General features: G+C 45.8%; 12 protein-coding genes. 7 read left to right on the top strand and 5 right to left on the bottom strand.

The window, feature by feature from the left end; genetic code table 11:
• From F899_RS13155 to F899_RS13145, 3 genes are all read left to right on the top strand, one after another.
• Entirely contained in the window at positions 1-1,446 is a 1,446-nt protein-coding gene (locus tag F899_RS13155; RefSeq protein ID WP_004816035.1) for an NAD(P)(+) transhydrogenase (Re/Si-specific) subunit beta, read from the top strand.
• 291 nt (positions 1,447-1,737) lie between these two features.
• On the top strand, positions 1,738-3,072 hold the full coding sequence (locus tag F899_RS13150) for an ammonium transporter (RefSeq protein WP_004816037.1): 1,335 nt from the start codon (positions 1,738-1,740) through the stop codon (positions 3,070-3,072).
• Positions 3,073-3,090: 18 nt separating this feature from the next.
• Positions 3,091-3,702 carry a hypothetical protein gene (locus tag F899_RS13145; protein ID WP_004816039.1) on the top strand — a complete coding sequence of 204 codons (612 nt, stop codon included), beginning with the start codon at positions 3,091-3,093 and terminating at the stop codon, positions 3,700-3,702.
• Positions 3,703-3,777: 75 nt separating this feature from the next.
• On the opposite strand, the gene rsfS is transcribed toward F899_RS13145, so the two are convergent.
• The 5 genes from rsfS to F899_RS13120 form a co-directional block, all read right to left on the bottom strand.
• Complete coding sequence (gene rsfS / locus F899_RS13140) at positions 3,778-4,182, bottom strand: ribosome silencing factor (protein ID WP_004816041.1); 405 nt, start codon at positions 4,180-4,182, stop codon at positions 3,778-3,780.
• Between the two features lie 88 nt (positions 4,183-4,270).
• Entirely contained in the window at positions 4,271-5,053 is a 783-nt protein-coding gene (locus F899_RS13135) for a hydroxypyruvate isomerase family protein (protein ID WP_004816043.1), read from the bottom strand.
• 45 nt (positions 5,054-5,098) lie between these two features.
• On the bottom strand, positions 5,099-5,962 hold the full coding sequence (locus F899_RS13130) for an NAD(P)-dependent oxidoreductase (RefSeq protein WP_004816044.1): 864 nt from the start codon (positions 5,960-5,962) through the stop codon (positions 5,099-5,101).
• A gap of 32 nt (positions 5,963-5,994) precedes the next feature.
• Positions 5,995-6,783, bottom strand: coding sequence for a crotonase/enoyl-CoA hydratase family protein (locus F899_RS13125; RefSeq protein WP_026056767.1), 789 nt, complete (start codon positions 6,781-6,783; stop codon positions 5,995-5,997).
• 99 nt (positions 6,784-6,882) lie between these two features.
• Positions 6,883-9,693, bottom strand: a complete 2,811-nt coding sequence (locus F899_RS13120) for a GacS-like sensor histidine kinase (protein ID WP_005223240.1) — start codon at positions 9,691-9,693, stop codon at positions 6,883-6,885.
• Positions 9,694-10,061: 368 nt separating this feature from the next.
• Between F899_RS13120 and cysM the strand changes: the two genes are divergently transcribed.
• Genes cysM through F899_RS13100 form a run of 4 tightly spaced genes read left to right on the top strand, consistent with a single transcriptional unit; the run spans position 10,062 to position 15,565 of the window.
• Positions 10,062-10,991, top strand: a complete 930-nt coding sequence (gene cysM / locus F899_RS13115) for a cysteine synthase CysM (protein WP_005223237.1) — start codon at positions 10,062-10,064, stop codon at positions 10,989-10,991.
• Positions 10,992-11,009: 18 nt separating this feature from the next.
• A complete protein-coding gene (locus F899_RS13110; protein WP_005223235.1) occupies positions 11,010-11,828 on the top strand; it encodes a 3'-5' exonuclease in 819 nt (272 codons plus the stop codon).
• 6 nt (positions 11,829-11,834) lie between these two features.
• Positions 11,835-13,211: a 23S rRNA (uracil(1939)-C(5))-methyltransferase RlmD gene (rlmD, locus tag F899_RS13105; protein WP_005223233.1), complete on the top strand. Its 1,377-nt coding sequence runs from the start codon at positions 11,835-11,837 to the stop codon at positions 13,209-13,211.
• A gap of 44 nt (positions 13,212-13,255) precedes the next feature.
• Complete coding sequence (locus F899_RS13100) at positions 13,256-15,565, top strand: RelA/SpoT family protein (protein WP_005223232.1); 2,310 nt, start codon at positions 13,256-13,258, stop codon at positions 15,563-15,565.
• Positions 15,566-15,608 lie beyond the last annotated feature (43 nt).

Below are 15,608 nucleotides of genomic sequence, written 5' to 3'. Positions count from 1 at the left end.
ATGGAATTCATTCGTGAATATGCAAATTGGTTCTATTTGATTGGTGCCATTCTCTTTATCTTGACGCTACGTGGTTTGTCAGGTCCTAAAACAGCAATTGCAGGTAACCGCTACGGTATGCTTGCCATGGCGATTGCGGTATTGACGACTTTCTTTGTCGCAGAAAATCCGGTGATCTGGATGATTCTTGGCGCAATGGTGCTTGGTGCGATCGTCGGTATTGCCCGTGCGAAAACTGTACCTATGACTCAAATGCCTGAAACTGTCGCGCTGATGCACTCTCTGGTCGGTTTGTCCGCGGTTTTGATTGCTATTGCTGCGATTATCCATAACAACAAGTTAATCGAATTGGGTCCAGACCTTTTAGCTGCAAATGGGGTAACTTTCCATGAAATGAGCAAAGTGCATTTGTTCGAACTCTTCGTGGGTTGTTTCGTCGGTGCGATTACTTTTACTGCCTCTGTATTTGCTTACGGTAAACTGGCTGCTAAGAAATGGGCAAAAACCATTTCAGGTGCTTGGGTAAAACCAGTTCAGGCATTGATCTTTATCGCAATGCTGGCAGCAGGGATTCACTTCTTCCTGACTGGTAACATGACATCCTTCTGGGCAATGACCGGTCTTGCACTGGTATTCGGTTGGGTATGGATTGCACCAGTCGGTGGCGGTGATATGCCAGTTGTGGTATCGCTTCTGAACTCTTTCTCTGGTTGGGCAGCTGCAGGTATCGGTTTTACTCTAGAAAACAACATGCTGATCGTTGCTGGTTCGCTGGTGGGTTCTTCAGGTGCAATTCTGTCTTATATCATGTGTAAAGCGATGAACCGTTCGATCATCAACGTTCTGTTCGGTGGTGCAATGGGCGGAACCGCAACAGCAACAGCGGGTGCAGGCGAGCAGGTACAACGTAATCATCGCTCAGGTTCTGCAGATGATGCTGGCTTCCTGATGTCGAATGCAGACAGTGTAGTCATTGTACCCGGTTATGGTATGGCGCAAGGCCGTGCACAGAATGCGGTGAAAGAGTTGGCGAACTTGTTAAAAGAGCAGGGTGTGACTGTACGTTTCGCGATTCACCCGGTTGCAGGTCGTATGCCTGGTCATATGAACGTATTGCTGGCTGAAGCTGACGTGCCATATGAAGACATTCTGGAAATGGATGAGATCAACTCTGACTTCCCGGCAACAGATGTAGTACTGGTAATCGGTGCGAATGACGTGGTTAACCCGGCGGCCAAAGACGATCCAAGCTCACCAATTTACGGTATGCCAATTCTGGAAGCGCACAAGGCACGTACGATTTTGGTGATCAAGCGTTCTATGGCAACAGGGTATGCTGGTTTAGACAATGACCTGTTCTATAACGATAAGACCATGATGATCTTTGGTGATGCCAAGAAAGTTGTGGAAGATATGACCAAAGCCATTAATGGTACGGGTCACTAATTCCTAAAATCTTCTTCCAGATCCTCTTTTGTAAAAGAAAGGTCGAGATGAATTAAAAGATTTAGAAAAAAACCACCTTCGGGTGGTTTTTTTATTTTTGCTCTTATTTTTTATACACCACAGTTAATTGATATTTGATCGCAGATAAATATTTATCTTGTGAATTAGGAATTATTTATTTGTGAAAATTTGATAGGTTTATCATTAAATTGCTTCTTCAAATAATTTTAAAATTCATAAATTGTATGGCATTGTTCTTGCTATTCCTTCATTAAGAGCTAGGGGGATTACATGACAAAAATAAAATATTTAGGGTTTTTACTGGGGCTACTGAGTTTACCTATCTATGCAGCTGAACCAGCAGAAATGGTAAAAAATATCCAGGAAATCCGGATATCGCTGGACAGTGTCTGGGTGGTGATGGGCGGTATTCTGGTTTTCTTCATGCAGGCAGGTTTTGCACTGATTGAGAGCGGATCAGTCAGAAGTAAAAATAGTGTGAATGTTTTAATGAAAAATTATATGGATGCCTGTCTTGGAGGGCTGGTTTTCTGGCTGATAGGTTTTGGGCTTATGTTCGGGATTAATCATACCGGGTGGTTTGGTAGCTCACATTTTGCACCGGATAGTTTAGATAGCTGGAGCTGGAATTTACTCTTCTTCCAAATGATGTTTGCCGCAACAGCAACCACTATTGCCAGTGGTGCCATGGCAGAGCGTATTCATTTTGTCGCCTATGTGGTGAGTGCCGCTTTTGTGAGTGGCTTAATTTATCCAGTTTTTGGCAGTTGGGCGTGGGGGAGTCTATTTGAGGGTGAAGGCTGGCTCAAAGCCATGGGCTTTATTGATTTTGCTGGTTCAACTGTAGTGCATTCGATTGGTGGCTGGGTTGCTTTGGCGGGCATTATTGTATTGGGTCCACGTATAGGGCGTTTTGGCCGCAATGGCCAAGTGCACTATTTACCCGGCCATAATCTGCCTTTAATTGCCTTAGGTGGTTTTATTTTGTGGTTAGCCTGGTTTGGCTTCAATGCCGCTTCCACAGTTAATGCCGATGTCAGCATTGGGCGGATTGCTTTAAATACCCATCTCGCAGCGTGTGCGGCGGCAGTGGCTTATATGCTGTTTGCCCTGGTACGACGTAAAGCAATTTTAATAAGGACTACGATTAATGCTTCCTTAGGTGGGCTAGTGGGGATTACAGCGGGTTGCGCCACAATGAGTCCTATGTTTGCTGTTATAACCGGACTGGTAGCAGGGTTGCTGGTTAGTGTATTGCCAGCACTACTCGAGAAAATGCGTATTGATGATGTGGTGGATGCTGTCACTGTACATGGCTTTTGTGGTGCTTGGGGGACGCTAGCTGCGGGTATCTTTTATGAAAGTAAAATGTTTGATAGCAGCATTATTGCTGTTCAGGCAGTAGGCGTTGGTGCCGGATTTGCCTGGGGCTTCGGGGTGGCATTTATTGTATTTAAAGTGCTGCATATTATTTTAGGTGGTTTACGTGTGAGTGCACAGCACGAGCAGCGTGGTCTGGACTATACCGAGCATGCTGAACTGTCTTATCCAGAATTCCAGCGAGATGTAACTTTCGATACGGATCACATCACCAAACGACATTAATGGACAGGAGGGTATAACATGAATGCAGAAGTGCTCAATCTAGAACAGCGCCGCCAGGCTATTCAGCGTGGGCTACAGCATTATTTTCAAGGACCTCACCTGGAACAGATCGTAGGATATTGGGAACAGGAATATAGCGGGCAGCCTGCTTTTGTACTGAATCGCTTTCTTAGCGAGATTTGTACTACAGAAGAGCTTAAGCAGAACCGGAAAGATATGCTTAAACAGGTACTGCATGAACTGACCATTCTGGAAAAAAGTGAATGGATCGAGTCTGAAGATACAGAGGCAGTATCTCTGAATCAGAAAGCACAGTACCAGGCTTATATTGAGTTTGGAGAATCAGTTCTTGATCAGGTCAAGCTAGAAGATCAGAAAGACTTTTATAGGGAGCTGGCACAGCAACTGGTACAAGACCGGATTTTGTTCCAGGAAACTAGTCAGAAATTGCAGAAAAGTGCGGATTTGCTGAGCTATGTATCTTCAAAACTTTATGCACAAGCCATTACCAGTCTATATCAGGTATTCTGTGACTTCTATGGCCCACAACGTAGTGATCAGGTCTATGCTCAGGCCAAGAATTTGATCAAACAAAAATACCCAGAAGCTAATTTACAGCAACTCCTTTGAATCTTTTCGGTTAAAGTTTATTTTGAGCCAATAAAAAAAAGCGGCCTCCATGGGCCGCTTTTTTAAGAATCTGTTTTATGCCACTGAATCTGCAGGAGCATTGCTCCACAGGCTTTCTAGGTCATAGAATTTACGCGCTGTAGGAAGCATGCAGTGAACCACTACATATCCGAGGTCTAGGAGAATCCATTCAGCATCACGTTCGCCTTCGATGCCAAGTGGACGGAAGCCAGCTTTACGTGCTTCTTCAGCAACATTGTTGGCAAGAGATTTGATGTGACGGGTAGAGGTACCGCTGGCAATGACCATGGCATCAGCAACATTGCTCATACCGCTGACATCAAGCACAACAACTTCTTTGGCCTTTACATCTTCAAGTGCAGCATGCACAACTTTCAAGCAGTCTTGTACAGTCTGTAAGTGTGAATTCATAGTAAGATCGTGAGAATTAGAAGCGCTGGGCGATGGTTCTAAATTCATGGGGGATATAATTTCCTAACAATTATGCATGATCTAATATAGCGGTTTTGCCCCGAAATTTCAAATCAGCACATTGTTCGGTTTGTAATCAATCTGCAAAATATCGGGTCTTCCAGCCAAAAGACGCTGCTGAATGCTTCAGCGGGCGATATTCTGCTGCCACATAGCCTTGATATTGGCTATTCTCTAACCATTGAAAAATCTCGACATAATTGACAATAGCTGTACCCGGTTCATGTCGTCCTGGACAGTCTGCAAATTGAATGTGTCCAATTGTGTCAATATTCTCTTTTAAAGCTTCAAATACATCTTCACCCATCATCGCCATATGGTAACAGTCATATTGCATCTTTAAGGCTGGATGTTGGACTGCTTCGAGCATTTCCTGTGCTTGAGCTACATTTTGCACCAGGAAGCGTGGCATGTCGGTCCCATTGATCATCTCAAAGACTGGCTGAATATTATGATCTGCCAACATCGAACAGGCCATTTTCAGATTATCTGCCAATGTATTCAGGCAAGGTAACAGGTCACTATCCAGCGGCTGTTTACCTGCCAGAATATTGACGCTCGGTACTTTCAGTGCGGTTGCATATGTAATCGCTTGTTGCATCGCTTGATGAAATTCAATCTCCTTGCCGGGTATACCTGCCAGTCCATGACCGCCTTGCATCAGGTCACCTGCCGGGACATTGATCAGGCATAAACTCAGCTGATGCGCTGTCAACTGTGCCTGAATCTGCTCGATAGTTAGTTCATAAGGAAACTGGATTTCTACATGGTCAAAACCATGCTCACGGGCAAGGGCAAAACGCTGCAGCAGAGGGACTTCCGTAAAAATCATGGAAAGGTTGACTGCGAATTTTAACATCTGAAGCTCCTTGCACTAAATATGGAAATAATCGTGAAAATGAAGTTATTGAACGTGCTGAATGACAGTCGCTAGATCCGTTTCGCTATAGCCATTCTCTTGATGAGCCTTGAGCTGAGATAAAGCTTGAGAAGCAACCGGAATATTTAGCGCATGTGCTGCTGCAAGCTGTACTGCATTATTGAGGTCTTTGGACAAGGTCTGAACTTTCCATTGCACCGGTTCAAAGGTCTGGGTGGCCATACGCGGTGCCAGAATCTGAAACGGTTTTGAATCCGCGAAACCACCGGCCAGCGCTGGGGCAAGCAGTGTGGTATCTACTCCTGCACGTCCAGCCAGTGCCACAGCTTCGGCAATCAGTGTACTGTTTGCCGCGACAATCAGCTGATTACAGATTTTCGTCGCTTGTCCTGTACCTGAGTCACCCATGCGAGTCACGCGTTGGGAGAGGACTTGGTAAATTGCAGCTAAAGAAGAAATAGTCTGTTCATCACCGCCGGCAAAGACCACAAGACTGCCTTGTTCAGCACCGGCAGTACCGCCAGAAACTGGGGAATCAATCCAGATCACCTGTTGGGCCTGCGCACGTTGTGCCAGTTCTAACGTCTGCTGCACAGATAAACTGGAGAAATCTACAATCACCTGTTGTGCAACCAGATAAGGCTCAATCTGTTCATACACTGCTTTGACGGCTAAATCGTCCGCCAGACAGATGAGAACTACCGGATAATTTGCAATCTGCTCAAGCTGCAATAGCTGTGCACCTTGAGCAATTAATGCATCACAAGCAGAAGCAGTACGGTTCCAGACAGCAACTTCAAAGCCTGCCTGAATCAGCCGGCTGGCCATACGGCTACCCATCAGGCCCATACCAAGAAATGCGATTTTAGTGGTTTGATCAAACTGCATGATGCTATCCGATATCTACTGAGATGATGATCTTATGAATACTGGCGAGGCTGGAACTGGACTTCTGGATTCTTGTCTTTCTTGCGTGCCAACTGGCTGTTTTTGCCGAGGAGTAATTTTAACTGCCAGATTTTTTCCATACGTAAGGATTTGTTTGGTTGATGTTCCATGGCATCCAGCACATATTTAGACGCCATTAAAGCATCTGGAGAACGCTGCAACATTTCTTCAGCCAAGGCTTGTGCTTTTGCTAGAGGTTGCTCATCTACATGAGTGATCAGGCCGATCTGCTTGGCATAGTTACCGTCAAAAATACGCGCGGTCAGTGTCAGTTCTTTGGCTAGATCCAGACTGATTAAGCCTTTTAACGAACGGCTCAGACCCATATCTGGTACTAAGCCCCAACGGCTTTCCATAATTGACATTTGAGTCTGTGGATGAGCAATCCGAATATCTGCTGCCAGTGCCAGCTGCATGCCTGCACCAAAACAATAGCCTTCCAAAGCTGCAATCACGGGAACCGGTAATTCTTGCCAGATCAAAAATGCTTTCTGAAATAGACTCTGACCCGGACGCAGCAGTTCCCAGGCTGCATAGGCACGATTTTTTGGATTATTTAAATCAGCGAGATCAATCCCGGCACTAAAGACCTGTGCTTCACCTGTCAGAATGACACAGCGGATACTTTTATCCTTTTTGATCGTGTTGGCGGTTGCAACAAGTTCACGCAATAGCGCAAAACTCATGGCATTACGTTTGTCCGGACGGTTTAAACTCACCGTAGCAATTCCATTATTTTTTTCTAAACGAACCAGTGACATGGCTAAACCCTTCATTTTTATTGCCCTGAGCATAGCATGTGCGTTAGATCACGTGCATGACACTTAAGTCACGCTTTGTGATTGTTCTTAACTTGCGCATTAGATCATATGCTTATTTAGCACCTGTTGTGCAGCCTGTTCCACCTGGCCAATGCCTGCTTTAAGCTCATCGAGGCGTTTCATCACCTCCTGAACAAAGGCTTCATCAGCTTTGCGGCGTTCTTTACGTAGGGTAGAAACAAACTGTTCAAAACTGCCTGTCAGCTGTTGCAGGTTCGGCGTACCCACATAACGTGTCGCGCCGTAGAGCCGATGCAGTACATGTTCCAGTTGTGGAAAATCTTCCAGTTCAATCAGCTGTTCTATTTCACTGAGTTCAGTTTCAAAACTGTCGACCAGCATTCTCAACAGATCTACGGCCAGATCTTCCTTATTGGCAGCCAGTTGCAGACTTTGCTGCCAGTCCAGAATATTGCTATCCAGAGCATCAATGACATTCGCACGTTCTAGCATGGGTGCCTTGCGGAAATTTTCCGTGGTCCATTGAGTCAGAATCTGGATGATCTGTTCAATCTGAATGGGCTTGGTGACATAATCATCCATGCCACCCTGTAGCAATTTATGCTTTTCATCAGACAGGGCATGTGCAGTCAGGGCAATAATCGGCAAACGTCGATGGTTTTCAAAGGTGGATTCCAGCGAGCGGATGGCACGGGTTGTATCCATGCCGGACATTACCGGCATCTGAATATCCATAAATACCAGATCAAATGCACTTAAACCTTCTTCATGGCGTTGCTGGATAATATCAATCGCCTCCTGACCGCTAGTGGCCTTGGTCGTGGTGACATTCAGTTCACCCAGTAGTGCTTCCAGTACAATCAGGTTGGGTAAATGATCATCGACTGCCAATATATGCAGCCCTTGACCATTAAAGTCTTCATGAACCTCTTGATCGAATACGGGCTGGTTATTCAGGAGTTGAATCAGGGCACTACGGCTAAGTGGCTGGTAGAGCGCACGGGCACGGTATTCATTCAGCATGTTTGGATCAAGCTGCATCTGATAGCCATAAACTGCCAGGTTGCCATGATAACGCGCACGAATTTCCTGTAGCAAAGCCTGACTGTCACCGCTATGATCAACGATTAGCCAGGTATTTTCAGTCGTGGTTTTTAGATGATTCAGACGGCTAAACAGATCCAGAATCGAAGCACACTCGGTATGCTTCACGTTATAGTTTTCCAGATAATGACGCAGTACATTCGCTGTCGCTGGATGTGCCAGATAAGAGACCACAGTCAGATTGCTAAAGTCTGGGTGTTCGATCACATCATCTTCATCGACCAGGAACTGGGCGGTAAACCAGAAGGTTGACCCTTTCTCGGTTGGGGCGCGTTCCTGGTTGTCTTCAAAGCCGATCTGGCCATGCATCAGACTGACCAGCTGTTTGGAAATCGCCAGACCTAATCCAGTGCCACCAAACTGACGTGTAACTGAGGTATCGCCTTGAGAGAAGGATTCAAACAGCTTCTTGCGGTCAGTGCCGCTGAGGCCGATACCACTATCCTGTACGCTAAAATGCAGCAGACATTGCCCGATATCATCGTGTTCCATTCGTACCCGCACGATGATTTCACCATCCGGTGTAAACTTGATCGCATTGGAAATCAGATTAGTCAAAATCTGCTTAAAGCGCAGTGCATCACCGTTGACGCATTTGGGTACATTATCGGCATAGTAGAAGGCCATATCGATATGCTTCTGCGCTGCCAGTGGCGAGAGCATGTCCATTACATCAAAAATCGCTTCTTCCAGATCAAACAGCGCCGTTTCGAGTTCTAGTTTACCGGCATCAATCTTGGAAAAATCTAGCACGTCATTGATCAGGGCCAGCAGATGCGCCGATGATTTACGGATGGTTTGTAAATACAGACTCTGCTCATTACTTAAATTACCCTGACGCAGCAGCAAATGAATAAAGCCATCAATACTGTTTAATGGGGTGCGTAATTCATGTGAAATATTGGCTAAAAATACTGACTTGGCCTGATTGGCAGAAATCGCCTGGTCACGGGCCTGACGGTAGGTGATGTTCTGCACTTCGAGAGTGTCGAGGGTGCGGCGCAAGTCATCTTCGGTCTGTTCAGTATGTTCGCGCAGTTCCAGAAAACTGAAATGCAGCCGTTTTACCACATTGGCAATATCGCGCTGTAACAGGCGCAGTTCACCAGTACTGTTGATGACCATATGCTGATCCAAAGTATCCGCATTCAGGCGTTGTAACTGCATGCGAATTTCATACATCGGCGCAATCCAGCGGCGCGAGTAGAAATTCAGACACAATAAAAGTAGCAACAAAGTCAACAGGCCGGTAGCAATCAATACGATCATCACGCGGTAGCGGGCAATTTCGAGGGGCTGATTGTCCAGCTCAATCGCAAGCCAGCCCGGACTGCCCGTATTGTCATTAATGCGAACCGCAAAAATGTGATTATTCTGATTGACAATCGGGCCAACAAAACTAGCTTCCTGCTTGAACTTTGGCCAAGGTGCCTGGTCTTGAAAACCAATACCGAGGCGGTTTTTGCCTTGAGGATCCAGAATTGCAGCACGAACCAGATGCTTTTCATTGAGCATGTTTTGCATGGCATTGCGTGCCTGTTCATACTGCCAGGGGGAGTAATTGACAATATCCAGCGCAGATTCAGAAGTGGCCTGAAAACGGGTCAGAATGGCAATCGCCATCTGTTTTTGCTGGGCACGGGCTGCATTGGAGGTTTCTGTCAAAACCAGTGCTGCACCCACACAAGCCAAAATTGTAATTGGCACAAAGATCAGGGCAATCAACTGGCCATAGGCATGATTTAAGTGTAGGCGTTTAAACAGCTTTTTATTGATATTTGACATGATTCAAGCAGTGTTTTCCTTATGCTCCGCATATTAGCACGCTTTAAATCTTCAGTTAAAATTTCATCAAGATTTTTCGCAATACCAAATCAAACAGACTTTTTAAGAATAAATCTGGATATGAAAAAAATTCAAATAGATAACGTATAAAATGCTAAGAAATGAAACCCTTTAAATCTGAAATTGACCTGAGAAATATTGAAATAACAGCGTTTAATTTACAAATAAACTACTGACAGAAAAATGTTTTTTAATTTTTAGACAATGCTGCACGAGTTTTAATCGGTTTTCTGAAAAAGACTGGCTAAATGGGTGCAGGGAAATGCAAATTTTCATACAATAGCCGCACCTCGACATAGGTGCAAATAATGAGTAATACAACCCCTGATTTTCAAGCAGACGAATTTTTACTGGACTACTACGTAGGCAAAACGCCACTGGTACGTCTACAGCGTCTGGCAAATCACACTCAAGCGACAGTGTTAGCAAAGCTCGAAGGCAATAATCCTGCAGGTTCGGTGAAAGATCGTCCGGCCTATAACATGATCATGCAGGCGGAAAAGCGTGGTCAGATCAAGCCAGGTGACACCCTGATTGAGGCGACGAGTGGAAATACAGGGATTGCATTGGCAATGGTTGCGGCAATGCGCGGCTACAAAATGAAGCTGATCATGCCGAATAACATGAGTCAGGAACGTAAGGATGCCATGCGTGCTTACGGTGCCGAACTGATTGAAGTGACCAAAGAGCAAGGCATGGAGGGTGCACGTGATCTGGCACTGCAAATGCAAAACGAAGGCAAAGGCCTGGTCCTAAACCAGTTTGGTAATCCGGACAATGTTGAAGCGCATTATCTGACCACTGGTCCGGAAATCTGGCAGCAATCGGGTGGCAAGATCACTCACTTTGTCAGTTCGATGGGTACGACCGGTACTATTATGGGTGTATCTAAATACCTGAAAGAGATGAATCCGGATATTCAGATTGTTGGTTTACAACCTTCTGACGGTTCAAGTATTGCGGGGATCCGCCGCTGGCCAGAAGAGTATCTGCCAACCATTTTCGACCGTAGCCGTGTGGATCGTATTATCGATATTCCACAAATTGAAGCTGAAAAAACCATGCGCAAGCTGGCACAAAAAGAAGGGATCAGTGCTGGAACTTCTTCCGGAGGTGCAGTCTGGGCATCGATCAAGCTGGCAGAAGAAAATCCAGGTGCCGTAATCGTGTGCATTATTTGTGACCGTGGTGACCGTTATCTGTCTACAGGTTTATTCTCTGTACAAGATCCTGAATAATTCCTGAGTAATCAATTTATGCGCTTGCCTGTTTTAACGTTTGATATTGAAACCCAGACCGATCTTAAATCAGGCGCACATCTGTTTGGCCTGGACCTGCCCGAACAAAGCCTGGATCAGGCCCTGACCAAACTGCGTCGTCAGGAATCCGGTTCTGATTTTCAGCGTCTTCCACTACATGAAATTGTCTGTATCTCCGGACTGTGGATTGATGAGCAGGGCATGAAACTGTTTTCCTTTAGCCGGGAACAGAATTCAGAAGCTGAAATTTTACGAAAATTTTTATCGATTTTTGATAAGCGTCATCCAACTCTAGTGAGTTGGAATGGTTCACAATTTGATCTGCCCGTGATTCTTTACCGGGCCATGTACCATGGCTTGTCTGCGCCAAGTCTGTTTGATCAGGGCGAAATTGATACGCAAAAGCGCTATAATAACTATCAGAACCGCTACCATCAGCGTCATGTCGATTTGATGGATGTGATGGCCATGTTTCATGCCCGTCATTTCCAGAAATTGGATGACGTGGCGCACTTGCTCGGTTATCCAGGCAAGCGTGGCGATGGTGGCTACCATGTGCCTGAATATGTGCGCAATCAGGAATGGGACAAGCTCACCAGCTATTGTGAAGGTGATGTCCTGAATACCTGGCTGGTCTATATTCGCTGGCAGTTGCTAAAGGGACAGTTATTGCTGCCTGATTATCAACATCTGCTACAAAGCACGATCCAGTATTTGCAAATGCAACCGCAGCATGCGGACTTTTTATCGGTCTGGCGTGAAACGTCACGACGGACTGAATTTACTCAATTTGATTTTCCCATCTCCACACATTAGGTTTTCATGAAACATCGAGCTCAACCACGGCCCAAGCAGCAACCCGAATACATCTTCCAGGTTGAGTCACTATCGCATGAGGGGCGTGGCATTGCTCACTATGGTTCACATCCGGACCATCCAGCGGACAAGCACGGTAAAAAAGTTTTTATTCGTTATGCACTGCCTGGTGAAACAGTTCGTGCCCGAATCACCCGTGAAGTGAAAAAGCTAGAAGAAGCTGACTCGCTTGAATTGTTGAGTGAAGCATCAGAAATTCGCATACAGCCCCCTTGTACACATTTTGGGATTTGTGGGGGCTGCAATATGCAGCATATCGCTCCGGATGCACAGATTGAGCTCAAACAGAGTGTGTTGAAATCACATCTGCAACATTTTGCTGGAATTCAGCCAGATGAATGGCTGGCGCCATTGCGTTCACAACGTGAAGATTACCGTCGTAAAGCCCGTATTGGCGTACGTTATTTACCCGGTAAAGACAAGCTGGTGGTGGGATTCCGTGAAAGCCAAAGTAACAAGCTGACTTCGATTGATCGCTGCATGATTCTGGATCGGGAGTTTGGCTCGGTTACACGTCTTAAACAATTGCTCCAAAGTCTAAATGGTAAGGCTGACGTTGGTCATATAGAATTGGCCATGGGTGATCAGGAAATCGCATTAGTAGTTCGTGAAACTGCACAATTACCTGAACAGGATGTCAACCAATTACGCGAATTTGCGTTACAGAAGGGGTGGCAGCTTTATATTCAGCCAGCAGGTCAAAACCAACTGACGCGTATTGATCACCCGCAATTGCCTGCGCGACTGCATTACCGTCTGGATGACTTTGATGTTGATTTTGGCTTTGATCCGCTAGATTTTACCCAGGTCAATTCCACAGTAAACCCGCAGATGCTACGTCTGGCATGTGATTTGCTACAACTACAACCAGGAGAGCGTGTTCTGGATCTGTTTTGCGGATTAGGAAACTTTTCTTTACCATTGGCGCGCTGTGTTGGTGCGAGTGGAAGCGTCGTAGGGGTTGAGGGTAGTGAAGAAATGGTGCAACGTGGTGCGGAAAATGCCAAAATAAATGGTATTGCACAACTTTCATTCCATTCGCAGGATTTAACCCAGGATTTTTCGCATCATTCTTGGGCAAATCAGGGTTTTGATGCATTACTAATTGATCCGCCTCGTTCAGGCGCAGAAGAAGTGATGCAATATATTCCTAAGTTTGGTGCAAAAAGAATCGTTTATGTATCATGTAACCCGGCAACTCTAGCCAGAGATGCTGGATTGCTGGTACAACAGGGGTATCGTCTGAGCAGGGCCGGTGTGATGGATATGTTCACACATACGGGCCATGTTGAGTCGATTGCCTTGTTCGAAAAAGAAAATTAAATAAACGATTAAAGAGATGATGTATATAAAAGTAGGAGAATGGTATGGTCACAGTACGTGAACAGCTGCCTGGGCGACTGAATGAGTTGTCACAGGAGGCGACTGTAGAACATGCCGATCAAGCCCTGCAGGATATGACCGAATGGTTAGATCGTGTACGCGGCATATTAGATGGGGCCCCATTAAAACAGCTCGAAGAAGTCGCCCATCTCACTTTAGAAAATGAGTTAGAAACCACGGTTCAGCATCGCTCCAATACTTTCTATACCGGTATTGAGATGGCGGATATCCTTGCCCATTTGCATGTTGATGAAGATACCTTGTCTGCAGCCATGCTGTATCGTTCGGTACGTGAAGGTGTCACACCGCTTGCAGACGTACTGGAGAAATTCGGTGAGAGTGTACATGGCCTGGTGAAAGGCACTCTGTCGATGGGTAAGCTGTCCGAGCTGATTGAAAATAACAAACGTCTGGAAGACCATTTCAACAATAACCAGCGCGAGCATTTGACCGGCATTTACAAGATGCTGATCTCAGTCACCGAAGATGTCCGTGTGGTACTGATCAAGTTGGCCGAGCGTACCTATGCATTGCGTGAACTGGCGAAATCACCTCGAGACCGTCAGGAACGTGTTGCACGCGAAATTCTGACCATCTACTCGCCACTGGCACATCGTCTTGGTATTGCCCAGTTGAAATGGGAGCTGGAAGATCTGGCTTTCCGTTATCTGGCGCCAGAACGTTATAAAGAAATTGCTTCTTTACTGAATGAAAAGCGCTTGGAGCGTGAACATTATATTCAGTTTGTAATCGACAAGTTGCGTGGTGAACTGGCTGAGCATGGCATTGAGGCCGAAATTACCGGTCGGGTCAAACACATTTATTCGATTTATCGAAAAATGAAGAGCAAGGATCTGAGCTTCGATCAGCTCTATGATATCCGTGCTGTACGTGTCCTGGTAAATTCAGTACCTGAGTGTTATCACACTTTAGGTATCGTACATCAGATCTGGCGTCATATTCCGCACCAGTTTGACGACTATATTACCAATCCGAAAGCCAATGGTTATCGCTCACTGCATACTGCCGTGATTGCAGAAAACAAATCGCTTGAAGTGCAGATTCGTACCTATCACATGCACGAAGAGGCAGAGCTAGGTGTATGTTCACACTTTAACTATAAGGAAGGGGCAAAAACCACAGACCATTCCTTTAACCATCGCCTGCATTCTTTACGTGCCGTATTGGAGCATTACCAGGAACGTAATGATGCCAGTGCACATAAAGATTCTGAGGCAGAAGTTGAGAATTTTGAACAGATTCAAGACTTTGAAGGCTTTGAAAAAATTTATGTGTTTAGCCGCGATGGAGATATTAAAGAATTGCCGCGTGGCTCAACAGTCTTGGATTTTGCCTATCATGTCCATACCGAAGTGGGTAATAAGTGCTATGCCGCACGAGTGAACCAGCGCTACGTGCCGCTGACCTATACTCTGAAAACCGGGGAACAGGTCGAGATTCTGACCAAAAAAGACCGTGAGCCAAACCGTGACTGGCTGGTGAACTCGCTCGGTTATATCAAGACTGCACGTGCACGTGACAAGTTACGTCACTGGTTCCGTCAGCAGGATCGTAGCAAGAATCTGGAAGTTGGCCGTGAAATTCTGAATAAAGAACTTTCACGTCTGGCAATTCACCCGAAATCGATCGACTTGGGCGACTATTGCAATCACTTTAATGTGAAGAGTGGCGAAGACATCCTGATTGGTATCGTAAATGGCGATATCAGCCTGCATGCGCTGATCAATCAGGTGAATCGCCATATGCACCTGGATCAGGATGAACCTGAACTGGTACTGAAGCCAGCGCTGAATCCACGTGCCAGTCATACTTTGTCTGCTCATGGTATTCTGATTGATGGCTTAGACAATGTTGAACTACATGTGGCGCAATGCTGTCAGCCTGTACATGGCGAGTCGATTGGGGGCTATATCACGCTCAATCGTGGAGTAAGCATCCATAAGGTGGCGTGTCCGGATTATGTGCGTATGATTTCACAGGAACCAGAACGTGCCGTAGAAGCTGATTGGGAAATGCAGCCAACCCGTGGTCAGAGTGTCCAGATTGTAGTAGAAGCTTATGACCGCCGTGGCCTGCTCAAAGATCTGACGCAAGTGATCTTCTCTGATCAGATCAATATCCGTCAGGTAAATACCATTTCAGAAGCTGATGGTATTGCCAATATGAAACTATTGATCGAAGTCAAAGGTCTGGCCCAGCTGTCCAAACTGCTGGCTCGATTAGAACAGCAGCCAGGGATTATCAGTGCCCGTCGTTTGGTACAAGGTAATTAAATCTACTGATTAATTTGTCTAGAAAAGCCTGCCATTTATTGGT

The sequence above is a fragment of the Acinetobacter sp. CIP 101934 genome (assembly GCF_000369585.1).
Taxonomy (GTDB): Bacteria; Pseudomonadota; Gammaproteobacteria; order Pseudomonadales; family Moraxellaceae; genus Acinetobacter; species Acinetobacter schindleri.
The sequence above is the reverse complement of the archived record's forward strand: the minus strand, read 5'-3'. Positions and strand labels throughout refer to the sequence as shown.

What these genes read in the sequence shown, in the direction of transcription:
- F899_RS13155 (WP_004816035.1), top strand. Translation starts at nt 1, where the DNA reads ATGGAATTCATTCGTGAATATGCAAATTGGTTCTATTTGATTGGTGCC.
- F899_RS13150 (WP_004816037.1), top strand. Translation starts at nt 1,738, where the DNA reads ATGACAAAAATAAAATATTTAGGGTTTTTACTGGGGCTACTGAGTTTA.
- F899_RS13145 (WP_004816039.1), top strand. Translation starts at nt 3,091, where the DNA reads ATGAATGCAGAAGTGCTCAATCTAGAACAGCGCCGCCAGGCTATTCAG.
- rsfS (WP_004816041.1), bottom strand. Translation starts at nt 4,182, where the DNA reads ATGAATTTAGAACCATCGCCCAGCGCTTCTAATTCTCACGATCTTACT.
- F899_RS13135 (WP_004816043.1), bottom strand. Translation starts at nt 5,053, where the DNA reads ATGTTAAAATTCGCAGTCAACCTTTCCATGATTTTTACGGAAGTCCCT.
- F899_RS13130 (WP_004816044.1), bottom strand. Translation starts at nt 5,962, where the DNA reads ATGCAGTTTGATCAAACCACTAAAATCGCATTTCTTGGTATGGGCCTG.
- F899_RS13125 (WP_026056767.1), bottom strand. Translation starts at nt 6,783, where the DNA reads ATGTCACTGGTTCGTTTAGAAAAAAATAATGGAATTGCTACGGTGAGT.
- F899_RS13120 (WP_005223240.1), bottom strand. Translation starts at nt 9,693, where the DNA reads ATGTCAAATATCAATAAAAAGCTGTTTAAACGCCTACACTTAAATCAT.
- cysM (WP_005223237.1), top strand. Translation starts at nt 10,062, where the DNA reads ATGAGTAATACAACCCCTGATTTTCAAGCAGACGAATTTTTACTGGAC.
- F899_RS13110 (WP_005223235.1), top strand. Translation starts at nt 11,010, where the DNA reads ATGCGCTTGCCTGTTTTAACGTTTGATATTGAAACCCAGACCGATCTT.
- rlmD (WP_005223233.1), top strand. Translation starts at nt 11,835, where the DNA reads ATGAAACATCGAGCTCAACCACGGCCCAAGCAGCAACCCGAATACATC.
- F899_RS13100 (WP_005223232.1), top strand. Translation starts at nt 13,256, where the DNA reads ATGGTCACAGTACGTGAACAGCTGCCTGGGCGACTGAATGAGTTGTCA.